This window comes from Methylobacterium frigidaeris, assembly GCF_022179185.1.
GTDB classification, from domain to species: domain Bacteria; phylum Pseudomonadota; class Alphaproteobacteria; order Rhizobiales; family Beijerinckiaceae; genus Methylobacterium; species Methylobacterium frigidaeris.
Map to the genome: position 1 here is coordinate 265,031 of NZ_BPQJ01000006.1, position 21,750 is coordinate 286,780.

Here is a 21,750-nt window from a genome sequence, read left to right on the forward strand (position 1 = left end):
GTCATGCGCGCCTTATATTGGTCGCATGGCGAGCGGCAAGGCACCGGGCGACGCGACCGAACGGCACCCCTACGGGCGTGACCCGGACGCGATCGAGCGCCCGGTCTTCTCCGCGACCATCCGGCCGCACTGCTCGCTCTCGCGCCTCGGCTTCCGGGTCGTCATGGTGGCCTGCGGCGGCGTCGCGCTGGTGACGGGGATCGCCTTCCTGCAGATGGGGATGTGGCCGGTCACCGGCTTCTTCGGCCTCGACATCGCGGCCCTGTGGCTCGCCCTCACCCTCAACGCCCGCCGCGGCCGCTCCTTCGAGGAGGTGGTGATCAGCCAGATCGAGGTGCTGGTCGCCCGGGTCAGCCACCGCGGCGAGCGGGCGGAGTGGCGGTTCAACCCACTCTGGACCCGGCTGCACAAGGTCGAGGACGAGGAATACGGGCTCCTGTCGCTGTCCTTCGTGTCGCGCGGCCAGCGGGTGCTGGTGGCCCGCGACGCCTCGCCGGCGGAGCGGCAGAATGTGGCGGAGGGGCTGACGCAGGCCTTGGCCGAGGTGAAGAAGGGGTATTGAGGGGCGCTATGCGCTCTATGCTGCGACTGCCGGGCTGTTTCTCATGCTGTTCGGACCTCTCTTCGTCTGTGCGAGCGCAATTGTGTTCCATCTTGTCTTCCCGTCGCAGACAGAAGCTATGCTGCGCGAATGGGAGGCTGCTCACAGCCTGGAGATCATCGCAGCCCAGCGCTGCAACAACCCGTGGACCCTGAAATGGGGTTGGGCTTCGCAGGCTCAAAAATTCGTACGCGTTCTGGTGAGGGACACACATACCGGCGAACGTTCGGAGATGATTTTGTGCCTGGGACACACGATCTTCGGCCTGAAAATAAAACGGGTGCGAATCTGTGAGATTCGAACTGTCGAGGCCAGGCCTGGTCGCATTACTCGCGTGACGCCGTGATTGTACTCGTCCGCGAGAGCCGCTTCCTCGCCGGCTTCCGCAACCACTCCGCCAGCTTCGTGAACCGCGGCTTCACCCCGCCCCGCACCGCGATCGCCACCGCCCGGGGCTGCGCCACCAGCACCACCAGCCGCTTGCCCCGCGTGACGCCCGTATAGAGCAGGTTGCGGGCGAGCATCGTGTAGTGCTGCAAGGCCACCGGGATCACCACGGCAGGGTATTCCGAGCCCTGCGACTTGTGGATCGTGATCGCGTAGGCGGGGCTCAGCGCGTCGAGCTCCTCGAACGGCCAGGTCACCTCGCGCCCGTCGAAGCCCGCCGTGAGCAAGCCGTCCTCGGGCTCGACCCGCAGCACCACCCCGAGATCGCCGTTAAAGACCTCGCGGTCATAGTCGTTCTGCCCCACCATCACCCGGTCGCCCGGGGCGAAGACCCAGCCGAAGCGCTCGACCGAGACCGGCGGGTTCGGGTTCAGCACCCGCTGGAGCGCCTGGTTGAGGTGGCGACTCCCCAGGGCGCCGCGGGTCATCGGGCAGAGCACCTGCACGTCCTTGACCGGGTCGAGGCCGAAGCGGCGCGGGATGCGGTGCGTGACGATCTCGACCAGCTTCTCGGCCCCGGCCTCGGGATCGTCGATCCGGACCACGAAGAAGTCGCCGTCCGGCGTGTCGGCGCCCTCGGGCATCCGTCCCGCATTGATCCGGTGGGCCCCCGTGACGATCCGGCTCTCGGCAGCCTGGCGAAACACCTCCGTCAGGCGTGCCACCGCGACCCGGCCGGAGGCGATCACGTCGGCGAGCACCCGGCCCGGCCCGACCGACGGGAGCTGGTCGACGTCGCCGACCAGCCAGAGGGCGGCGTGGCGCGGCAGGGCCCGGGTGAGAGCGTTCATCAGCGGCACGTCGATCATCGAGGCCTCGTCCAGCACCAGCAGGTCGCAGGACAGGGGGCTGTGCTCGTTCCTCTGGAAGCCGCCGTGGCGCGGGTCGATCTCGAGCAGGCGGTGGATGGTCTTAGCCTCGCGCCCCGTCTGCTCGCTCATCCGCTTGGCGGCGCGGCCCGTGGGGGCGGCCAGCAGCACCTCGGCCTTCGCCTCGTCCAGCATCCGCAAGAGCGCGTCGAGGGTGCTGGTCTTGCCGACGCCGGGCCCGCCGGTCATCACCGCGACCTTGGCGTTCAGCAGCGTCGCGGCCGCCGCGGCTTGCGAGGGCGAGAGCGGCCGGCCGGTCTCGGCCTCAACCTTCGCGAGCGCGGCGCCCGCATCGATCTCGTCCCAGGGCAGGGGGGCGTCGTCGAGGGCGATGAGCCGCTCGGCGATCGCCGCTTCCGCCGTGTGCAGGCCGCGCAGGAAGAGGTGGGGCACGTCGGCGATCGTGTCCATCACCACCGACTCGCCTCCGATCTCGTCGACCAGGGCGGTGCGGAGCAGGTTCGCCTCGACGGTCAGCAGCTCGGCCGCACGGGCGATCAGGTCCGGCACCGGCAGGGCGCAGTGCCCGTCATCCATCGCCGCCTGGAGCGCGTAGGCGAGGCCGGCGCGCAGGCGCTCGGGTGCCGTCGGCGAGAGGCCGAGCCGGGTCGCGATGGCGTCCGCCGTCCGGAAGCCGATACCGCGCACGTCGCGGGCGAGGCGGTAGGGATCCTCCGTCATCACCGCGATCGAGTCGGTGCCGTAGGTCTTGAAGATCCGCACCGCCCGGGCCGTGCCGACGCCGTGCGCGTGCAGGAAGACCATGATCTCCCGCACCACCTTGTGCTCGGCCCAGGCCGCGGTGATCCGCGCCGCCCGGGTCGGGCCGATTCCCGAGACCTCGGTCAGGCGCTCCGGATGGGCCTCGATGACCGCGAACGTGTCGGCCCCGAAGGCCTTGACGATGCGCTTGGCCATTTCCGGCCCGATGCCGCGCATCTGGCCCGAGGCGAGGTAGCGGGCGATGCCCTCGACGCCGGTGGGCGGCGTCGCCGCCAGGGTGTCGGCGCGGAATTGCAGCCCGTGCTCGCGGTCGCTGACCCAGGCCCCCGTGGCGGTCACCCACTCGCCCGCCGCCACCGCCGGCGCGTGGCCGATCACCGCCACGAGGTCGCGGCGGCCGCGCGCCTTGACCTTCAGGACGCAGAACCCGCTCTCGGCATTGTGGAAGGTGACGCGCTCGATCGACCCGGCGAGGGCGTCGGGCGAGCGGGAGGGCGGGGAAGCGAAGGCGGCCATCGGCACCCTTCGAGATCGGGACGGGATGGGGGAGCCGCAAGGGCGACGGTGAGGCCGCGCGTCGTCCCGTTCCGCCGGAGGGCCGGGACGCCCTCCGGCCGCGTCCTCATCCCCCGCCGCTACTCCGCCGCCATCGCCTGATGCACCACCGGCACCGCCGGCGCGCCCTCCCAGCGGGAATTGGCCGGGATCGTCTCGCCCTTCATCACGATGGTGAGCGGGCGCAGCTGGGCGTAGTCGCCGACCTTGGTGTCATAGAGCACCGTCGCGAAGGCGCCGACGCTGACGCCGCGGCCGACCTCGACCCGGCCGACCTTCATCACCCGGTCCTCGTAGAGGTGGGTCTGGAGCGCCGACATCCGGTTGACCGAGGCGAAATCGCCGATGGTGACGCAGTCGAACTCGGTGATGTCGGTAGCGAGCAGGCATACGCCCTCGCCGATGCGGGTGCCGAACAGCCGCAGCACCCAGGGCAGGAACGGCGTGCCCATCAGGTGCTCGAGCAGCACCTTGCCGGCCAGCCCCCAGTACATCACCGCCACCGCCTCGGTGCGCATCGCCCACCACGACCACATCGGGTGCATGCCGGGCTCGTAGCGGCCCATCAGCAGCCACTTGACCGCGATGACCACCAGGGTCTGCAGCACCGCGATCACCACGCTGGTGGCGACGAAGCTGACGGCGAGACCCGCCCAGTCGCCGGCCAGAATCGCCGGGTAGAACACGAAGTCGATCGCCAGGATGGCGAAGGTGATGAACAGCATCGGCGAGAACGAGGAGGTGAACGCCTCGAACACGCCGCGCCCGACCCGCGGCCAGATGCCCGGATCGAAGGTCTTGCTCTGGCCGAGATCGACCTTCTGCCGGACCGGCAGCTTGATCGGCGGCGAGCCGAACCAGGTCTCGCCGGGCGCCATGCGGTCGTTGGCCGGGGGCTTCGACTTGATGCCGATCAGCACGTCGTCGGGGATGATGGCGCCGGGCGGCACCACCGCGTCGTTGCCGACGAAGACCCGGGCGCCGGTGCGCACCGGGTGCAGCTCCATCACGCCGCGGCGCACCTCCTCCTCGCCGTAGACCACCTCGTCGGCGATGAAGTTGCGCGGGCCCACCTCGGCGAGGTCGTAGCGGCCGGCGAGGTTGGTCGAGATCTCGGCGCCCTGGCCCATGCCGGCGCCCATCAACCGGTACCAGGCCCGCATGTAGACGGTGGCGAAGAGCGACGAGAGGGTCTCGAGCGTCACCTCGGCGGCGAGCGCCACCGCCCATTTGCGCAGATAGGTGCCGCTGTGGATCGAGTAGCTGCCGGCGCGCAGGCGCGGCAGCACCAGCCAGCGGATGCCGGCGATCAGCCCGACCGTGCCGGCGGTCATCAGCATCGCGGTCGGCCAGGTCAGCAGCGGCAGGTAGACGTGGTAATCCACGTCGGTCATCGTCGCGAGCGAGTCGCTGATCTGGTCGAAGATGTAGAAGGCCGGGAAGATCGGCAGCAGGCCCACCGCCGGGATCGCCGCCAGGAGCGCGGCGTAGATCACGAAGAACGCGGCCCGGCGCTCGCGCGACGCCTCCGGCGCCGGGTGCAGGTCCGAGAGGTCGACCATTCCGACCTTGCGGCCCGGCGAGCCGTCCCAGGCCTCGGTGCGGCCGACGACGGTGCCGGACGGCACCGTCGTCAGGTCGGCCAGTTCCGCGTGGTCCTCGATCCGGGTGTCGTAGCCGACGACGCAGGAGGTGCCGATCGCGACGTCGTCGCCGATCGAGACCCGGCCGATGACCAGCTCGTTGCCGACCACCTCGGCATTGGCGAGCGTCAGGCGGCCGCCGAGGGAGGCGCCCCGCCCGATGCTGACGAGGTCCGGCGCGCCGATCTCGATGTCGGAGATGAGCGCGTCCTCGCCGACCTTGGCGCCGAGGAGCCGCAGGTAGATGCGGATCATCGGCGAGCCCTGGAGCCACTTCACGTGGACGAGCGGCGTCAGGCGCTGGGTCAGCCACCAGCGGAAATAGTAGGTGCCCCACAGGGGATAGCGGCCGGGCCTCGTGCGCCCGAGCACCAGCCACTTCACCGCGATGGCGATGAGCGCCGTGACGGCGTTGAGGCCGATATAGACCAGCAGCAGCACCGCCATCTCGGCGAAGAAGCCGAGCTCGCCGCCGGTGATGAGCAGGTAGGTGACGAAGATGCCGAGCCACTGCGCCGTCGCCAGCGCGATCACGAAGGGCAGCACCGCCGCCTGCGCGAGGCCGCACAGGAAGCGCCGCCTCAGCGGCGGCGGCTCGAACGACAGGTCGTGGGTCGCGGCTGCCGCGCCGGCCCCGCCGGTGCGCTCGATCAGGGTCTCGGACATCGCCCTCAAGGTGCGGCCGTTATAGACGTCCTGGAGGGTGATGGCGGCGAGCGCCGGCACCTCGCGCACCGCCGAGACGAAGCGGGCGGCGAGCAGCGAGTGGCCGCCGAGATCGCCGAAGAAATCGGCCTCGAACGGGATCGGCTGGTTGCCGAACACCTTGTGGGCCGCGGCGAGCAAAGCGGCCTCGGTCTCGTCCCGCGGCTCCTCCTGGTCGCCGGAGGTCTCGACCACCGCCAGCGGCCGGGCGCGCAGGGCCTTGCGGTCGACCTTGCCGGAGGCGGCCAGCACCGGCAGCCCCTCCACCACCTCGAAATGCGCCGGGATCATGTAGGGCGGCATCGTCTCGGCCAGCGCCGAGCGCAGCCGGCCGCGGTCGAACTCGAAACCGCGCTCGGGAACCACAAAGGCCACGAGCCGGTCGACCCCGTCGTCCTGGCGCAGGACCACCGCCGCCGAGGCGATGCCTCCTTGAGCGCGAATGCGGGCCTCGATCTCGCCGAGCTCGACCCGGAATCCGCGGACCTTCACCTGGTCGTCGATGCGGCCGTGGAAGACGATGCGGCCGGCCGCATCGAGCGAGACCGCGTCGCCGGAGCGGTAGAGCACCGGGTCCGAGCCGTCGCCGCCATAGGGATTGGCGACGAACTTCTCCGCCGTCAGCTCCGGCCGGGCGAGGTAGCCCTTCGCGATGCCGGGGCCGCCGATCAGCAATTCGCCCTGCACGCCGGGACCGACGAGGTTCAGCCCCTCGTCGGCGATGTAGGCGGTGTAGTTCGCGATCGGCCCGCCGATGGTGACGGGATCGCCCGGGCGCATCTCGGCGGCGGTTGCCACCACGGTCGCCTCGGTCGGCCCGTAGGTGTTGAACAGTTTTCGCGACGGCGTCGCCCAGCGGGCGATCAGCGGCTCGGGCAAAGCTTCGCCGCCGAGCAGGATCAGGCGCAGGCGCGGCACGTCCTTCGTCATCAGCCCGAGCAGCGTCGGCACCGTGTCGAGGACGGTGATGCCGGCCTCGATCAGGATGTCGGGCAGGGCCTCGGCGTCGCCCATCTGGGCCGGGCTCGCCACGAACAGGGTCGCGCCGGCGAGGTACGGGACCCAGATCTCCTCCATCGAGAGATCGAAGGCGACCGAGGCGCCCTGGAACACCACGTCGTCGCCGGTGATCCCGTAGAGGGCGTTGGCCGAGCGCAGGAAGTGGCAGATGTTGCGGTGGCTGATGACGATGCCCTTCGGCACGCCGGTCGAGCCCGAGGTGTAGATCAGGTAGGCCGGGTGCTCGGGGGTGAGGCCGGCCGCGCGCAGGTCCGGCGCCGGGCCGTTCGCCCGGGCGGCGACCTCGTCCGGGGTGAGGGCCGGGCAGGTATCGGCGGGCGCCTTGTCCTTGAGGGCGCTCGAGACGACCAGCGCCTTTGCGTCGGCATCGTTCAGGCAGACCGCGACGCGGTCGGAGGGCGCCTCGGCGTCGAAGGGCAGCCAGGCCGCCCCGGCCTTGGTGATGCCGATCTGCGCCACCAAGAGGTCGGGCGAGCGCGCCATCCACAGGCCCACCACGTCGCCGGGCCCGATCCCGCGGGCCGCAAGACCCGACGCGATCGCGTCCGAGCGCCGGTCGACCTCGGCGTAGGACAGGCGGGTGCGCGAGGCCGCATCCGTGCCGCTCGCCGCGTCGATGAGCGCCGCGTGCTCGGGTCGTTCCCGGGCGGTGTCGCGAAAGATCTCGGCCAGAACCTCGTCGCGGATGAGGTCCGGCCGTGCGGGGCCGCGTAGCACCGCCGCGCCTGCGGGCGGGACGGCCGGCTGGCCCGTCCCGGGGCTGGACGTGCGGACGGTCCCGGCGGTGTGGTTCATCAAGCGACTCCGCTGGCCCGGGCGGGCCGTTGACCTCGAGATGCCGGCCCGATTCCGGCCTCCGGCGCTGCGTTCGTCCCGATCTCGGGCAGGCGGGAGGTGGACGAGAACCGGGGCCGGTTCAAGGCATGGCCGGGCACAAAACGCGGCGTCAGACCCAGCGCCGCCCGCCGCCCTCGAAGACCAGGATCCGGCCCTGCAGGATCTCCAGGTGGGGCGCCTCCTCGGCCTTCGCGGTCCCCAGCGTCACCATGACGGCCCGGGCGACGCCGCCATGCGCCACGATGAGTGTGGGCCGGTCGAGGGCGTCGAGGAGCGGGCGCACCCGCTCGGCCACCATGGCGTAGCTCTCCGCGCCCTCGCCCGGCGGGCAGAAGCCCCAGCGGTCGCGGTCGCGAGCCTGGGATCGGGCAGGATCGGTGCGCCGGACGTCCTTCCAGGTCAGGCCCTCCCAGGCGCCGAAGCCGATCTCGCGCAGGCGCGGATCGATGGTGTAGCCGGCGGGATCGAGGCCGAGAGCCGCGCGCAGGCCCTCCATCGTGTGCCGGGTGCGCTCCATCGGGCTCGCGATGGAGGGAAGAGCGCCGACGCCGTCGCCGAGCAGGCCGCGCAGACGCTCGCCGGCCTCCGCGGCCTGGGCCACGCCCTTGCGGTTGAGGGGCGTGTCGCGCTGGCCCTGGAGGCGGCCTTCGGCGTTCCAGTCGGTCTCGCCGTGGCGCACGAAGTAGATCGGGGCACGGCTCACCGGTCGGCCCTCTCGGAACGGCCCCGCTTGGCTCTCGTTATTCCTTCCACGATTCGTCGCACGCGCCATCCCCGCCGGAGCCACCACCTCCCGATGTCGAAGAAGAACCCGAAAGACAAGCCGGTTTCGCTCCCCGGCCATCCGCGCCCGTCCTCCGCCGCCTGGGCGAGCGAGGCCGGATCGCTGGCGGCGGCGAATCCGGCCTTCCTCGCCGAGCACGGCGCGACGATCCCCGTCCCGCCGCAGGGGGTGGTGCAGTGCCGGCCCGAGGCGCCGTGCCGGCTCACCGAGATCGACCCGGACATGCCGGGCTCCTCCGACGGCAAGGCGGCGGCCGAGGCCGAGCTGGCGGAGGTGCGCGCCCGCATCCAGGCGCTGCAGGAGCGGCTCTACGCCGAGCGCAAGCGCAGCCTGCTGGTGGTTCTGCAAGCCATCGATACCGGCGGCAAGGACGGCACGATCCGCCACGTCCTCGAGGGCGTGAACCCGCAAGGGTGCCGGGTCTCGTCGTTCAAGACGCCGAGCCAGGAGGAGCTCGACCACGACTTCCTCTGGCGCTACCACCGCGAGGTGCCGGGCCGCGGCATGATCGGGGTGTTCAATCGCAGCCATTACGAGGACGTGCTGATCGTCCGGGTGAAGGGATTGGTGCCCGAGGCGGTGTGGCGGCCGCGCTACGACCTCATCAACGACTTCGAGCGCCTGCTCACCCTCTCGGGCACCACGGTGCTCAAGATCTTCCTGCACATCTCGAAGGCGGAGCAGAAGGAGCGGCTGGAGAGCCGGCTCGCCGACCCGACCAAGAACTGGAAGTTCGATCCCGCCGACCTCGTCGAGCGGCAGGCCTGGGATTCCTACCAGGCGGCATTCCAGGACGCGCTGACCCTGTGCGGCACGCGGCTCGCGCCCTGGCACGTGGTGCCGGCAAACCGCAAGTGGTTCCGCAACCTCGCCGTCGCCCGGCTGATCGCCGACACGCTGGAGGCGATGGACCCGCGCTTCCCGGAGCCGAAGGCGGACCTGACGGGGATCACGGTGCCGGATTGAACGCCGACCCGGACATCAAGGATCCTCGATCGGAATGACACCCTCCGCGTCATCAACTCAGTTTCGCGTCGGCGGCGAGGCTGCGTTGATGACAGGGAGGATGGAAGATTCGTCGAGCGATCGACGACCTTCGTGCCTCACGCCGCCTCGTCGCGCTTGCCGAGGCGCTTGTCGAGGTAGGTGTCGACCGTCTGGGTCAGCTCGTCGACCTTGCCGTCGAAGAAGTGGTTGGCGCCCTCGACGATCTGGTGCTCGATGATGACGCCCTTCTGGGTCTTCACCTTCTCGATCACCGGCATCACCTCGCGAGCCGGCGCGACCCGGTCCTCGGAGCCGTGCACGAACAGGCCGGAGGACGGGCAGGGGGCGAGGAAGCTGAAATCGTAGCGGTTGGCCATCGCGGCGATCGAGATGAAGCCCTCGATCTCCGGCCGGCGCATCAGCAGCTGCATGCCGATCCACGAGCCGAACGACACGCCGGCGATCCAGCACGCCCGCGCCTCGGGGTTGACCGCCTGTACCCAGTCGAGGGCCGCGGCCGCATCCGACAGCTCGCCGACGCCGTGATCGAACGAGCCCTGGCTCCGCCCGACGCCGCGGAAGTTGAAGCGCAGGGCCGCGAAGCCGCGATTCGCGAACGTGTAAAACAGGTTATAGACGATCTGGTTGTTCATCGTGCCGCCGAATTGCGGGTGCGGATGCAGCACGATGGCGATCGGGGCGCCCTTCTGCTTCGGCGCCTGATAGCGCCCCTCCAGCCGACCGGCGGGACCGGCGAAGATGACCTCGGGCATGAACGACCTCTTCTCAAGCTTCAACGGTGCGTGAGCGCAGCACGGGAACGGAGGAGGAGCATAGACCCGAAGCTTGACTCGGGTCCCGTCTCCCATAAAAGCACCCTTAGAACGGTTCTAGGTGACTAGAACCATTCTAAACAACCGGGTGCCGCCGTCCCTGGCCTCGCGCCGGCGAGCACGCACCGTCTGATGACACGTGTCCGGGGCGGCCCTTAGCACGGTCCCCGGGGGGAAAGGCAAAGGAATTCAGCGCATGGAGCGCGCGCGCGCCTATCTCGACCACAACGCGACCTCGCCCGTGCGGCCCGAGGTGGCGGAGGCGGTCGCGCGCGCGCTCGTGGAATTGCCCGGCAACCCGTCCTCGGTCCACCGCGAGGGCAGGGCTGCCCGCTCCGCCATCGAGGCGGCGCGGGCCAAGGTCGCCTCTCTCGTCGGGGCGGCACCGTCGCAGGTGGTGTTCACCAGCGGCGGCACCGAGGCGGCGAACGCGGTCCTGTCGGGCGCCTTGAGACGGCGCGGCTTGCGAGCGCCGGCCCGGTTGCTGATGGGTGCAACCGAGCATCCGTGCTGCCTCCAGGGGCATCGCTTCCCGGCGGACGACACCGAGGTCCTGCCGGTCGATGCCGACGGGGTCCTGCGCCTCGACGTACTGGAGACGCGGCTGGCGACGCTCGCCACTGAGGGCGTGACGGCCCTGGTGTCGGTCCAGGCCGCCAACAACGAGACCGGGATCGTCCAACCCCTGGCGAGGGTTGCGGCGCTCACATGCCAGTACGGCGCCTTGCTCCACAGCGACGCGGTCCAGGCCGCTGGACGAATTTCAGTTGGGCGCAATATATTCAGCGCCGACGCACTGACCCTGTCGGGCCACAAGCTCGGCGCACCGAAAGGCGTCGGCGCGATCGTGCTCGGAGAGGGCGTGACCCTGGAGTCCGCCTTCCTCCGCGGCGGCGGGCAGGAGGCGCGCCTGCGGGCCGGGACGGAGAACGTTCCGGGTATCGTCGGCTTCGGGGTCGCGGCCGAGCTGGCGCTGGCAGCCATGCCGGCGGAGGCCGTCCGCCTCGCCACTCTGCGCGACGCGATCGAGGCGGGCGTGCGGGTGCGGGCACCGGACGCGGTGGTGTTCGGGGCGGGGGCGGAGCGCCTGCCCAACACGCTCTACGTCGCGGTGCCAGGACTCAAGGCCGAGACGGCCCTGATCGCCCTCGACCTCGACGGCGTGGCGGTCTCGTCCGGGTCGGCCTGCGCCTCGGGCAAGGTATCGCGCTCCGGCGTGCTCGCGGCGATGGGGGTCGATCCGGCCCTGTCCGCGGGGGCGCTGCGCGTGAGTTTGGGATGGAACAGCCGGCAAGACGACGGGGAAAGGTTCCTCGCGGCCTTCGATCGGCTGGTTTCGTCCCTATATAAGCGTCGGGAACGGGCCGCATGAGCATGCAGCCCACCCCGGCCGTGTCATCACCTCGCGGCCCTTGAAGCCGTCAGCGGTAGGAGACGGGTATGCCTGCAGTGCAGGAGACGGTCGATCGCGTCCGCGCCATCGATGTCGATCAGTACAAGTACGGTTTCGAGACCACGATCGAGATGGAGAAGTCCGAGAAGGGCCTCTCCGAGGACGTGATCCGCTTCATCTCGGCCAAGAAGGACGAGCCGGAGTGGATGCTCGAATGGCGCCTCGACGCCTATCGCCGCTGGCTCACCATGAAGGAGCCGAACTGGGCGCGGGTCGAGTACGACAAAATCAACTACGACGAGCTGTACTATTACGCCGCGCCGAAGCGCAAGGCGGCGCAGTCGCTCGACGAGATCGACCCTGAGATCCTCAAGACCTACGAGAAGCTCGGCATCCCGCTGCGCGAGGTCGAGGTGCTGGAGGGCATCGCCCCCGAGCGCCGCGTCGCGGTGGATGCGGTGTTCGATTCGGTCTCGGTCGCCACCACCTTCAAGGCCGAACTCGCCAAGGCCGGCGTCATCTTCATGCCGATCTCGGAGGCCGTGCGCGAGCATCCCGAGCTGGTGAAGAAGTACCTCGGCTCGGTCGTGCCGGTCACCGACAACTACTTCGCGACGCTGAACTCGGCGGTCTTCTCCGACGGCTCGTTCGTCTACATCCCGCCGGGCGTGCGCTGCCCGATGGAGCTGTCGACCTATTTCCGCATCAACGAGCGCGACACCGGCCAGTTCGAGCGCACGCTGATCATCGCCGACAAGGGCTCTTACGTCTCGTATCTCGAGGGCTGCACCGCCCCGCGGCGCGACGACAACCAGCTCCATGCCGCGGTGGTCGAGCTCGTCGCCCTCGACGACGCCGAGATCAAGTACTCGACGGTGCAGAACTGGTACCCGGGCGACGCGGAAGGCCGCGGCGGCATCTACAACTTCGTGACCAAGCGTGGCGATTGCCGCGGCGCGAACTCGAAGATCTCGTGGACGCAGGTCGAGACCGGCTCGGCGATCACCTGGAAGTACCCGTCCTGCATCCTGCGCGGCGACAACTCTCGGGGTGAGTTCTACTCGATCGCGGTGTCGAACGGCATGCAGCAGGTCGATTCCGGCACCAAGATGATCCACCTCGGCAAGAACACGACGAGCCGGATCATCTCGAAGGGCATCTCGGCCGGCCGGTCGCAGAACACCTATCGGGGCTTGGTCTCGGCTCACAAGAAGGCCAAGGGCGCGCGCAACTTCACCAACTGCGACTCGCTGCTCATCGGCGACCAGTGCGGGGCGCACACCGTGCCCTACATCGAGTCGAAGAATGCCTCCGCGGTGTTCGAGCACGAGGCCACCACCTCGAAGATCTCCGAGGACCAGAAGTTCTACTGCCAGCAGCGCGGCCTCTCCGAGGAGGAGGCGACCGCGCTCATCGTCAACGGCTTCGTCCGCGACGTGCTGCAGCAGCTGCCGATGGAGTTCGCCGTCGAGGCCCAGAAGCTGATCTCGATCAGCCTGGAAGGCTCGGTGGGCTGACGCCATGGCCGAGCCGGATAACATCGTGCTCGAACACCTGCGGGCGATCCGCAGCGACATCTCCGGCATCAAGGACGACATGCGCGGAATGCGGGCGGAGTTGACCTCCATTCGTCAGCATCTCGCGGGCGTCGTGACGCTGCAGGAATTCGATCACGGCGACATCGCCTCGATCAAGCACCGGCTCGAGCGTATCGAACGGCGGCTCGAACTCGTCGACTAATCAGAGATTTCAACGATATGCCGACCGGCGGTCTTCCCACGGGATGACCGCCCGGTCCGACAGGACTCATCACCATGCTCGAGATCAAGAACCTGGTCGTCAACATCGAGGACAAGCGCATCCTCAACGGCCTGAGCCTGACCGTCAACGACGGCGAGGTCGCCGCCATCATGGGGCCGAACGGCTCCGGCAAGTCGACCCTGTCCTACGTCATCGCCGGCAAGGAGGACTACGAGGTCCTCGACGGCGAGATCCTGCTCGACGGCGAGAACATCCTGGAGATGGAGGCGGATGCCCGCGCCGCCGCCGGCATCTTCCTGGCCTTCCAGTATCCGCTGGAGATCCCGGGCGTCGGCACCATGACCTTCCTCAAGGCGGCGATGAACGCCCAGCGCAAGACCCGCGGCGAGGAGGAGCTGACCACGCCCGACTTCATGCGTCAGGTCTTCGCGGCGGCCGACAAGCTCGAGATCAACCGCGAGATGCTCAAGCGCGCCCTCAATGTCGGGTTCTCCGGCGGCGAGAAGAAGCGCATGGAGATCCTGCAGATGGCGCTGCTGTCGCCGCGCTTCTGCGTCCTCGACGAGACCGATTCGGGCCTCGACATCGACGCGCTGCGCATCGTCTCGGAAGGCGTGAACGCGCTTCGCGCCCAGAACCGCAGCTTCCTGGTCATCACCCACTACCAGCGCCTGCTCAACCACATCGTGCCCGACACCGTGCACGTGATGGCGCAGGGCCGCGTGGTGAAGTCCGGCGGCAAGGAGCTCGCCCTCGAGCTCGAGGCCTCGGGCTACGCCGAGTACCGGACGAGCGAGGCCGCGTAACCATGGCCGACGTCACGACTCTCCGCACTGCCGCCGAGACCGGGCTGACGAAGCTGTTCGAGGTTCAGCGGCTCAAGCTCCCGGGGGCAGCCATCGCCCGCGAGGAGGCTTTTCGCTACTTCGAGGCGGCGGGCCTGCCGCATCGCCGCGTCGAGGCGTTCAAGTACACCGACCTGCGGGCCGCACTCCGTGAGGCTGCGCCGCCGGCCGAGGCGCCCGACGCCGAGACGGCGCGCAACGCCGTCAAGGCTGCCCGCGGCTTCGCCGGGATCGAGGCCGCGCGGCTGACCTTCGTCAACGGCCATCTCGTGGCGGCGCTCTCCGACCTCGCCGGTCTCCCCGAGGGCCTGGAGGTGGTGCCGTTCGCGAAGGCGATGGCCGAGGGTCATCCGCTCCTCGACCACCTCGCCCCGGTGGCGCAGACCCGCGAGAACCCGATCTACCAGCTCAACGCCGCCTTCATGGCGGACGGGGCGGTGATCCGGGTCGCGGACGGCGCCAAGATCGAGCGGGCCCTGCACCTGCGCTTCGTCGGCACCGGCTCCGCCCCGTTCTCGACCGCGACCCGCGTACTGGTTGTCGCCGGCGACGAGGCCGAGGTGACGCTCCTCGAGAGCCACGAGGGCCCGGACGGGATCGCCTACCAGCCCAACGACGTTCTCGACGTCGTGGTCGGCGACCGTGCCCGGGTGCTGCACAGCCGGCTGAACCTGGAAGGCAACGCTGCCATCGCGCTCTCGACCGTCTCGGCCCGTCTCGGCGCCGGCTCGCACATCGAGACCGTCAACGTGGTGACCGGGGCGGTGCTGTCGCGCCACCAGCTCTACCTGCACTTCGCAGGCGACGACGCGACCGCGACCGTCAACGGCGCCGCGATGATCCGCGACGGCCAGCTCGCCGACTCGACCCTGCTCGCCGACCACGCCGCGCTCGGGGGCATCAGCCGCGAGCAGTTCAAGACGGTGATCGACGGCGACGCTACCGGCGTGTTCCAGGGCAAGATCATCGTCCGTCAGGTCGCCCAGAAGACCGATGGCAAGATGAAGTCCGACTGTCTCCTCCTCACCGACGAGGGGCAGATGATGAACAAGCCGGAGCTGGAGATCTTCGCCGACGACGTGGCCTGCGGCCACGGTGCTACCTGCGGTGCGCCGGACGAGGACCTCTTGTTCTACCTGATGGCCCGCGGCCTGCCGCGTCCAGAAGCCGAGAGCCTGCTGGTCCAGGCGTTCCTCGGCGAGGCGATCGAGGCGGTCACCCACGAGGGGGCCCGCGAGGCGATGATCGCCGAGATCGAGGCCTGGCTCGCCCGCCGCGGCTAAACATTGAAGACGGGCCGGCCCGACCGGGGCCGGCCCACTCTCACGCCCCGCACGAGAGCCCGACATGAACGCACCCGTCCTCCAGACCCCCTACGACGTCGAGGCGATCCGGGCGCAATTCCCGATCCTGTCGCAGCAGGTCTACGGCAAGCCGCTGGTCTACCTCGACAACGCCGCCTCGGCGCAGAAGCCGCGGGCGGTGATCGATGCCATGTCGGGGGCGATGGAGACGGCCTACGCCAACGTGCATCGCGGCCTGCACTTCATGGCGAACGCGGCAACGGACGGCTTCGAGGGCGCGCGGGAGACCACGCGCCAGTTCCTCAACGCCCGCTCCACCGACGAGATCATCTTCACCCGCAACGCCACCGAGGCCTACAACCTCGTGGCGACCTGCCTAGGCTGGGCCGGGCTGATCGGCGAGGGTGACGAGATCATCCTGTCGATCATGGAGCACCATTCCAACATCGTGCCCTGGCACTTCCTGCGCGAGCGCCGCGGAGCCGTGCTGAAATTCGCCCCCGTCGATGACGAGGGCAACTTCCTGGTCGAGGAGTACGAGAAGCTCTTCACCCCGCGCACCAAGATGGTGGCGATCAGCCACATGTCGAACGTGCTCGGCACGATCACCCCGGCGGAGGAGATCGTCCGCATCGCCCACGCCCACGGCGTGCCGGTGCTGCTCGACGGGGCGCAGAGCGCGGTGCACCAGGCGATCGACGTCCAGGCCCTCGATTGCGACTTCTTCGTCTTCACCGGCCACAAGGTCTACGGGCCGACCGGCATCGGCGTGCTCTACGGCAAGAAGGAGTGGCTGGAGCGCCTGCCGCCCTATCAGGGCGGCGGCGAGATGATCGAGATCGTCGAGGAGGAGCGCATCACCTACAACGCGCCCCCGCACCGCTTCGAGGCCGGCACTCCGGCGATCATCGAGGCGATCGGGCTCGGCGCCGCCCTCGAATTCATGATGAATCTCGGCCGCGATCGCATCGCCGCGCACGAGGCGGCGCTCCTCGCCTACGCGCAGGAGCGGCTGCGCGGCATGAACAGCCTGCGGATCATCGGGACCGCGCGGGACAAGGGCGCGGTGATCTCGTTCGAGATGAAGGGGGCCCATGCCCACGATGTCGCGACCGTCATCGATCGCCAGGGCGTCGCGGTGCGGGCCGGCACCCATTGCGCCATGCCGCTGCTCAAGCGCTTCGGCACCACTTCCACCTGTCGCGCCTCGTTCGGCCTGTATAATACGACGGCGGAGATCGACGCCCTCGTCTCGGCGCTGACCCGGGCCGAACGGATGTTCGCGTGAGGACACCATGACCGATACCCAAGCCGCGAGCGGCGCCAACACCCCGCAGGTGAACGCCCAGGTGACCGCCTCCGCGATCCCGCCGGAGGAGATGGACCGCCTGACCGACGGTATCGTGGCGGCGCTCAAATCCGTCTACGATCCGGAGATCCCGGCCGACATCTACGAGCTCGGCCTGATCTACCGGGTCGACATCGCCGACGACCGCAACGTCGCCATCGACATGACCCTGACCGCCCCGGGCTGCCCCGTCGCCGGCGAGATGCCGGGCTGGGTCGAGAACGCCGTGTCGGCGGTGCCGGGCGTCGCCGGCTGCAGCGTCACGATGGTGTTCGACCCGCCGTGGGACCAGAGCCGGATGTCCGACGAGGCCCGCATCGCGCTCGACATGTGGTGAGGCGGGTCAGCGCATCGCGTCGGTGATGCGCTCCGGGAAGGCGAGGCCGTCATAGATCTCGGCGAGCGCCAGCCGCGCGCCGATTTCAGCCAGGTCGATCACGGCGTCCAGGCCCTCGAACAGTTCCGGTTGCCAGCCTTCCGCCTCCCGGCGATAGAGCAGGGCAACCGGCGCCACGGTCTCGAGGAGCAGGATGTATCGCAGCGTCGGGTGACGCTTGTACTCCTCCAGCTTCACGGTCCGGTCGACAGCGGTCGTAGACGGGGAAACAACCTCGACGACGAGGCGCGGTTCGCGGGCCTCGTGGGTGTCGTAGACCATCTCGCCGCACTCGACCGTGACATCCGGCCGCCGGATCGTGGTGATGCTGGTGCGAAGCGAGACGTCGTCCGTGGTCGGCCGGCAGCGCGAGCCGCGAAGCTGAGTCCCTAAAGTGATGATGACGTTCACCGTCACCCGGTCGTGCTGGACGCTGGCCCCGGTCATCATCCGATGCTTCGGGATCGGAACGCCGTCGACGAGTTCGAAAGGCTCGTCCTGACCCTCCTGCCAGCGATAGAATTCCTCCGGCGTCATCCGCCGGTGCACCGCATCCGCCATCTCCGCCTCCGTCACGGCCCATCCTAGCACGTCCGGCGGTGGACCGCGGGGGCGGGGATGCTTATCTTCGGATCGTAACGTCACGCCTCAACCGCCCGGGCCTTGAACCCGGCCGCCGGAGAGAGTTTTGAACATGGCACCGAGCTTCAAGGTGATGTCGCTGACCGAAGCCGCCGCCGAGCGGATCAAGCGCATCATGGCCGACGCCGAGCGCCCCATCGCGGGCCTGCGCGTCGGCGTCAAGAACGGCGGCTGCGCCGGCATGAGCTACACGATGGAATACGCCGAGGAGCGCAAGGCCGGCGAGGACGTGGTCGAGGACAAGGGCGTTCGCGTCTTCATCGACCCGAAGGCGGTCTTGTTCCTGCTCGGCACCGAGATGGATTTCCAGACCACGAAGCTCGCATCGCAGTTCGTGTTCAACAATCCCAACCAGACCTCGGCCTGCGGCTGCGGCGAATCGGTCGCGATCACCCCCGCCGACCCGAACGCCCTGGCAACGGCCCACGCCTGAGGGCGTCTCCCCGCCCCGGCGCCGCCCCTGGGGCGGGGTCTCAGGCGACGTCGTGCATGGTCTCGACCGGCAGGCTGTCGTCGATCACCTGGTTGCGGCCCGCCCGCTTGGCGGTGAACATGCAGTGGTCGGCGCGCTCGAGCAGCGACACCGCTGTGTCGCCGCGCCGGAAGACCGCGAGGCCGACCGAGATGGTGATCCGCCCGAGGCTCTCGCCGGTGGAGCGCTTGACCAGTTCACGGCCCATCACGCTGGTGCGGACCTTCTCGGCCACTTCCTGCGCCTCGCGCCGGTCGCTGCCCGGCAGGATGATGCCGAATTCCTCGCCGCCGAACCGCGCGATCGTGGTGCGCGGCTCGACGCATTCGCGCATGGTCATCGCCACCAGCCGCAGCACCTGGTCGCCCGTGAGGTGGCCGTAGAGGTCGTTGAAGCGCTTGAAGTGGTCGATGTCGAGCACGACGAGGCAGAGCGGCTGGCCCTGCACCGCGGCGTGATCGACGGCCTTGTGCAGCATCTCTTCGAAATGCTTGCGGTTGCCGATGCCGGTGAGGGGGTCGGTCAGCGATTCGACGCGCACCGCCTCGAGGGTCTCGCGCAAACTTTCGATCTCGTTGCGGCTCTCGCGCATCCGCGCCTCGAGGGTGCGGTTGTTGGCGGCGACGTCCCGGGTGGTGACGACGAGCGAGGAGACGATCTCCCGCACCCGGGCGCGGTTCACCACCGGCGCGGCAAGATCCTGGCTGAACGCCTGCAACGAGGCGCCGTAGCGCGCCGTCGAGCCGAGCGCCGTGTCCAGCATCTCCATGATCTGCTCGATCTCGGCCAGGACGCCGGTACTCGCCCGCTCGGTCTCGGTCGCGAGCCGGCGGCCGTCGAGATAGGTCTCGAAGAGCTGGTCGACATGGGTGTCGGCCAGCACTCCGTGCTCGGCGGTGATCCGCTTGACGGCATCGATGAGCTGCGGGTTCAGGCCCGCGACATAGGTGTACCAGACGGCGTAGCTGCGCGGCGTGGCCGAGGAGCGGTACGCCTTCATCAGCTCCATGGCACGCTGACCGAACAACAAGCTCCGATCAAGCTCGGCGCTGCTCAGGTCAGGCATCGAACATCTCCGCGCTGGGCGTCGGCTTCGTGCCGGCGCCTCCCTATGACCTGTAGGGGCGGTCCGTGGAGAAGCAGTTAAAGCGCAGAGGGATTTAGGCCTGGCAAACGAGAAACCCGGGTCTACTCGTTCTCTGTCCGCTTCTTCAGTACGACTGGCCGTAGCAGGAAGGCTGGAACGTGAGCGCCCATGCCGATCTCGGCCTCCGGCATCGCATCGTCGTCCCGGTTGCGGCCGCGGTCGCTCCGCCGGCCGGCGGAGCGTTCGTCGGGGTGACGGCGCTCCTCCGGAACGCGACGCTCATCCGGCCCGCGCCGCTCGGCCGTCGAGCGCGGGGCCTCGCCGTTGCGGCGCGACGTCGACGGCGGGGGCGTCTCGGCCTCGTCCTGTCGGTTGCCACGGGCGCGCCGCCGGCGGGTCTCGTCCCGGCGTCCCTCGTCACGCCGCGATTCGTCGCGACGGCCCTCGGCCCGTCCCTCGTCGCGGCGGCCGCGTCCGCCCCGGCCGCGGCGCTCCGGCTCAGCGGCCTCCTCGTCGGGCAGGCTGGCGAGGTCGCCCTCGGCCCAGGCGATCGGCTGGCCGATCAGCGCCTCGATCGCCGCGAGCGACTTCTCGTCGCCGCGGCCGACCAGGGTGAAGGCGGCGCCGCTGCGGCCGGCCCGGCCGGTGCGGCCGATCCGGTGCACGTAGTCCTCGGCGTGATGCGGCACGTCGAAGTTGAAGACGTGGCTCACCGCCGGGATGTCGAGGCCGCGGGCGGCCACGTCGCTGGCCACGAGCAGCGGCACCTCGCCGGAGCGGAACGCGTCGAGCGCCGCCATGCGGGCGCGCTGGTCCATGTCGCCGTGCAGGGCCGCGACGTTGAAGCCGTGGTTCGACAGCGACTTCTGCAGCTGCGCGACATCGCGCTTGCGGTTGCAGAAGATGATGCCGTTGTTCAGTTCCTCGGCGGCGCGGATCAGCTTGCGCAGGGTCTTGCGCTTCTGGTGCCCTTCCGCACCGGTCGCGACCAGCCGCTGGGTGATGGTGGTAGCGGTGGAGGCGGGGCGCGCCACCTCGATGCGGACGGGATTGTGCAGGAAGTCGTCGGCGAGGCGCTGGATCTCCGGCGGCATCGTCGCGGAGAAGAACAGGGTCTGGCGCGTGAACGGCACCAGCTTCACGATCCGCTCGATGTCGGGGATGAACCCCATGTCGAGCATCCGGTCGGCCTCATCGATGACGAGGAGCTCGACGCCGGTGAGCAGCAGCTTGCCGCGCTCGAAATGGTCGAGGAGCCGCCCCGGGGTCGCGATCAGCACGTCGACGCCGCGGGTGATCTTGAGGTCCTGGTCGGCGAACGAGACGCCTCCGATCAGGAGCGCGACGTTGAGCTTGTGGTTGCTGCCGTAGCGCTCGAAATTCTCCTCGACCTGCGCGGCGAGCTCGCGCGTCGGCTCGAGGATCAGCGTGCGCGGCATCCGGGCCCGGGCCCGGCCCTGCTCGAGCAGGGTGAGCATCGGCAGCGTGAACGCCGCCGTCTTGCCGGTGCCGGTCTGGGCGACGCCCAGAACGTCACGCCGCGCGAGGACATGCGGAATGGCTTGAGCTTGGATCGGGGTCGGCGTGGTGTAGCCCGCGGCCTCGACGGCCTGCTGGACCTTCTCGCTTAAACCCAGTTCGGCGAATGACATCCTGAAGAGAACCGTTGCGCGCGGGCGGATCGGGCCGGCGCGGAGACACCGTCGCGGCAACGGCCGGGATGCAAAGTCGTTTCGCAGCCTGTCCCGCGCCGAAGACGCCGAGGTGGGACGTTCACGCCATTGCTCCGTCGCGTCGGGCACGCGACCGCCCGCAGGACACGCCCGATGCGAGCCCATTTGTCAAGTGCTGACCGGGATTTGTTCGGTGCACGGGGCCTGTCGCGCCCGCGGCTTTCTCCCCGCCCCTTCAAGGGCGCAACGGTGCGCTGCAGGGGTCGAGCCGCGTCCGCGCCGCAGGCCCGGCGATCGACCCGGTGGTCTCCGGCTCGACGATGCCGCGCAAGGACGCGACCGTCTCGCGGCCGGGGCCCGCGGGCGTGCGCGAGGCGAGGAAATGCGTCGCCGCCAGCGAGCCCGCGACGGCGAACAAGGCCATCCTCCAGGTGCGCCGGAGCAGGGAAGGCGGCGCGGTCTCGCGCCCGAAAGCGTCCATCTCGATTCCTCAGCGGCAGTTCCTCGGATGGACCGTGACGGATCATGGTTAATGCTAAGTGATCGCAGCTGCTCGATTTTTTGGATCGGCGGTCGCCGCCGATTCACGTTTCGTTGACGGGTGGCGGGGTAAACCCTGGCCTCGTTGCAGGAATGCGACAGACCGGGTGACCGACCGGGGATAGAAGCGCGCCGGCTCTCGCCAATCAGGACCAGTCAGAGAATGAAGAAGATCCTCCTCGCCTCCGTGGCCCTCGTCGGCCTGTCCGCGGCTGCTTCGGCTGCCGACCTGCCGCGCCGCGCGGCCCCTCCGCCGGTCTTCACCCCGGTGCCGGTCTTCACCTGGACGGGCTTCTACGCCGGTT

General features: G+C 69.4%; 19 protein-coding genes. 11 read left to right on the plus strand and 8 right to left on the minus strand.

All coding sequences use genetic code 11. The features are described 5' to 3' along the window. Positions 1-25: 25 nt before the first annotated feature. Both MFF64_RS09150 and MFF64_RS09155 read left to right on the plus strand, forming a co-directional pair. Positions 26-562, plus strand: coding sequence for a DUF2244 domain-containing protein (locus MFF64_RS09150; protein WP_099906240.1), 537 nt, complete (start codon positions 26-28; stop codon positions 560-562). 43 nt (positions 563-605) lie between these two features. Continuing rightward, positions 606-947 (plus strand): hypothetical protein, encoded by a 342-nt coding sequence (locus MFF64_RS09155; protein WP_133123651.1) that lies wholly within the window; start codon positions 606-608, stop codon positions 945-947. Here the strand turns inward: MFF64_RS09155 and recD2 are convergent. The 3 genes from recD2 to MFF64_RS09170 all read right to left on the minus strand — a co-directional run bounded on the left by recD2 (position 928) and on the right by MFF64_RS09170 (position 8,103). Further along, entirely contained in the window at positions 928-3,156 is a 2,229-nt protein-coding gene (gene recD2 / locus MFF64_RS09160; protein ID WP_238190497.1) for an SF1B family DNA helicase RecD2, read from the minus strand. The two genes, MFF64_RS09155 and recD2, sit on opposite strands and share 20 nt — an antisense overlap. Positions 3,157-3,275: 119 nt before the next feature. Then, positions 3,276-7,358: a Pls/PosA family non-ribosomal peptide synthetase gene (locus MFF64_RS09165; RefSeq protein WP_238190500.1), complete on the minus strand. Its 4,083-nt coding sequence runs from the start codon at positions 7,356-7,358 to the stop codon at positions 3,276-3,278. Positions 7,359-7,509: 151 nt separating this feature from the next. Then, entirely contained in the window at positions 7,510-8,103 is a 594-nt protein-coding gene (locus MFF64_RS09170; RefSeq protein ID WP_099902365.1) for a histidine phosphatase family protein, read from the minus strand. Positions 8,104-8,196: 93 nt separating this feature from the next. Between MFF64_RS09170 and MFF64_RS09175 the strand changes: the two genes are divergently transcribed. Next, positions 8,197-9,150 carry a polyphosphate kinase 2 family protein gene (locus MFF64_RS09175; protein WP_238190502.1) on the plus strand — a complete coding sequence of 318 codons (954 nt, stop codon included), beginning with the start codon at positions 8,197-8,199 and terminating at the stop codon, positions 9,148-9,150. Positions 9,151-9,287: 137 nt separating this feature from the next. Here MFF64_RS09175 and MFF64_RS09180 read toward each other — a convergent pair whose 3' ends face one another. Further along, positions 9,288-10,040, minus strand: a complete 753-nt coding sequence (locus MFF64_RS09180) for an alpha/beta hydrolase (protein WP_099905021.1) — start codon at positions 10,038-10,040, stop codon at positions 9,288-9,290. Positions 10,041-10,200: 160 nt separating this feature from the next. Here MFF64_RS09180 and MFF64_RS09185 point away from each other — a divergent pair, with 160 nt between their 5' ends. The 7 genes from MFF64_RS09185 to MFF64_RS09215 all read left to right on the plus strand — a co-directional run bounded on the left by MFF64_RS09185 (position 10,201) and on the right by MFF64_RS09215 (position 16,992). Continuing rightward, complete coding sequence (locus tag MFF64_RS09185) at positions 10,201-11,376, plus strand: cysteine desulfurase family protein (protein WP_099905023.1); 1,176 nt, start codon at positions 10,201-10,203, stop codon at positions 11,374-11,376. A gap of 68 nt (positions 11,377-11,444) precedes the next feature. Then, positions 11,445-12,914, plus strand: coding sequence for a Fe-S cluster assembly protein SufB (gene sufB, locus MFF64_RS09190; protein WP_099905025.1), 1,470 nt, complete (start codon positions 11,445-11,447; stop codon positions 12,912-12,914). A 4-nt stretch (positions 12,915-12,918) separates the two neighbouring features. Next, positions 12,919-13,137, plus strand: a complete 219-nt coding sequence (locus MFF64_RS09195) for a hypothetical protein (RefSeq protein WP_099905027.1) — start codon at positions 12,919-12,921, stop codon at positions 13,135-13,137. A gap of 74 nt (positions 13,138-13,211) precedes the next feature. Beyond that, the gene (gene sufC, locus MFF64_RS09200; protein WP_238190504.1) at positions 13,212-13,964 is read left to right on the plus strand and encodes a Fe-S cluster assembly ATPase SufC; all 753 of its coding nucleotides are present in this window, start codon (positions 13,212-13,214) and stop codon (positions 13,962-13,964) included. 2 nt (positions 13,965-13,966) lie between these two features. Next, the gene (locus tag MFF64_RS09205; protein ID WP_099904444.1) at positions 13,967-15,286 is read left to right on the plus strand and encodes a SufB/SufD family protein; all 1,320 of its coding nucleotides are present in this window, start codon (positions 13,967-13,969) and stop codon (positions 15,284-15,286) included. Between the two features lie 64 nt (positions 15,287-15,350). Then, positions 15,351-16,595, plus strand: a complete 1,245-nt coding sequence (locus MFF64_RS09210) for a cysteine desulfurase (RefSeq protein WP_099904446.1) — start codon at positions 15,351-15,353, stop codon at positions 16,593-16,595. 7 nt (positions 16,596-16,602) lie between these two features. Continuing rightward, the gene (locus MFF64_RS09215) at positions 16,603-16,992 is read left to right on the plus strand and encodes an SUF system Fe-S cluster assembly protein (protein ID WP_099904448.1); all 390 of its coding nucleotides are present in this window, start codon (positions 16,603-16,605) and stop codon (positions 16,990-16,992) included. Between the two features lie 6 nt (positions 16,993-16,998). On the opposite strand, the gene MFF64_RS09220 is transcribed toward MFF64_RS09215, so the two are convergent. After that, on the minus strand, positions 16,999-17,607 hold the full coding sequence (locus MFF64_RS09220; RefSeq protein WP_238190506.1) for a Uma2 family endonuclease: 609 nt from the start codon (positions 17,605-17,607) through the stop codon (positions 16,999-17,001). A gap of 118 nt (positions 17,608-17,725) precedes the next feature. Between MFF64_RS09220 and sufA the strand changes: the two genes are divergently transcribed. Next, positions 17,726-18,106, plus strand: a complete 381-nt coding sequence (sufA, locus tag MFF64_RS09225) for a Fe-S cluster assembly scaffold SufA (RefSeq protein WP_099904452.1) — start codon at positions 17,726-17,728, stop codon at positions 18,104-18,106. A gap of 40 nt (positions 18,107-18,146) precedes the next feature. On the opposite strand, the gene MFF64_RS09230 is transcribed toward sufA, so the two are convergent. From MFF64_RS09230 to MFF64_RS09240, 3 genes are all read right to left on the minus strand, one after another. Beyond that, positions 18,147-19,211, minus strand: coding sequence for a GGDEF domain-containing protein (locus tag MFF64_RS09230; protein ID WP_238190508.1), 1,065 nt, complete (start codon positions 19,209-19,211; stop codon positions 18,147-18,149). A 122-nt stretch (positions 19,212-19,333) separates the two neighbouring features. Then, the gene (locus tag MFF64_RS09235; protein ID WP_238190510.1) at positions 19,334-20,884 is read right to left on the minus strand and encodes a DEAD/DEAH box helicase; all 1,551 of its coding nucleotides are present in this window, start codon (positions 20,882-20,884) and stop codon (positions 19,334-19,336) included. 256 nt (positions 20,885-21,140) lie between these two features. Continuing rightward, positions 21,141-21,386 carry a hypothetical protein gene (locus MFF64_RS09240; protein ID WP_099901130.1) on the minus strand — a complete coding sequence of 82 codons (246 nt, stop codon included), beginning with the start codon at positions 21,384-21,386 and terminating at the stop codon, positions 21,141-21,143. Between the last annotated feature and the right edge of the window lie 364 nt (positions 21,387-21,750).

Excerpts from the sequence above, each read along its gene's own strand:
- sufC (WP_238190504.1), top strand. The coding sequence starts at position 13,212 with ATGCTCGAGATCAAGAACCTGGTCGTCAACATCGAGGACAAGCGCATC.
- sufA (WP_099904452.1), top strand. The coding sequence starts at position 17,726 with ATGGCACCGAGCTTCAAGGTGATGTCGCTGACCGAAGCCGCCGCCGAG.
- MFF64_RS09175 (WP_238190502.1), top strand. The coding sequence starts at position 8,197 with ATGTCGAAGAAGAACCCGAAAGACAAGCCGGTTTCGCTCCCCGGCCAT.
- MFF64_RS09195 (WP_099905027.1), top strand. The coding sequence starts at position 12,919 with ATGGCCGAGCCGGATAACATCGTGCTCGAACACCTGCGGGCGATCCGC.
- MFF64_RS09165 (WP_238190500.1), bottom strand. The coding sequence starts at position 7,358 with ATGAACCACACCGCCGGGACCGTCCGCACGTCCAGCCCCGGGACGGGC.
- MFF64_RS09155 (WP_133123651.1), top strand. The coding sequence starts at position 606 with ATGCTGTTCGGACCTCTCTTCGTCTGTGCGAGCGCAATTGTGTTCCAT.
- MFF64_RS09185 (WP_099905023.1), top strand. The coding sequence starts at position 10,201 with ATGGAGCGCGCGCGCGCCTATCTCGACCACAACGCGACCTCGCCCGTG.
- MFF64_RS09215 (WP_099904448.1), top strand. The coding sequence starts at position 16,603 with ATGACCGATACCCAAGCCGCGAGCGGCGCCAACACCCCGCAGGTGAAC.
- MFF64_RS09235 (WP_238190510.1), bottom strand. The coding sequence starts at position 20,884 with ATGTCATTCGCCGAACTGGGTTTAAGCGAGAAGGTCCAGCAGGCCGTC.
- recD2 (WP_238190497.1), bottom strand. The coding sequence starts at position 3,156 with ATGGCCGCCTTCGCTTCCCCGCCCTCCCGCTCGCCCGACGCCCTCGCC.
- MFF64_RS09240 (WP_099901130.1), bottom strand. The coding sequence starts at position 21,386 with ATGGACGCTTTCGGGCGCGAGACCGCGCCGCCTTCCCTGCTCCGGCGC.
- sufB (WP_099905025.1), top strand. The coding sequence starts at position 11,445 with ATGCCTGCAGTGCAGGAGACGGTCGATCGCGTCCGCGCCATCGATGTC.
- MFF64_RS09205 (WP_099904444.1), top strand. The coding sequence starts at position 13,967 with ATGGCCGACGTCACGACTCTCCGCACTGCCGCCGAGACCGGGCTGACG.
- MFF64_RS09210 (WP_099904446.1), top strand. The coding sequence starts at position 15,351 with ATGAACGCACCCGTCCTCCAGACCCCCTACGACGTCGAGGCGATCCGG.
- MFF64_RS09180 (WP_099905021.1), bottom strand. The coding sequence starts at position 10,040 with ATGGGAGACGGGACCCGAGTCAAGCTTCGGGTCTATGCTCCTCCTCCG.
- MFF64_RS09230 (WP_238190508.1), bottom strand. The coding sequence starts at position 19,211 with ATGCCTGACCTGAGCAGCGCCGAGCTTGATCGGAGCTTGTTGTTCGGT.
- MFF64_RS09150 (WP_099906240.1), top strand. The coding sequence starts at position 26 with ATGGCGAGCGGCAAGGCACCGGGCGACGCGACCGAACGGCACCCCTAC.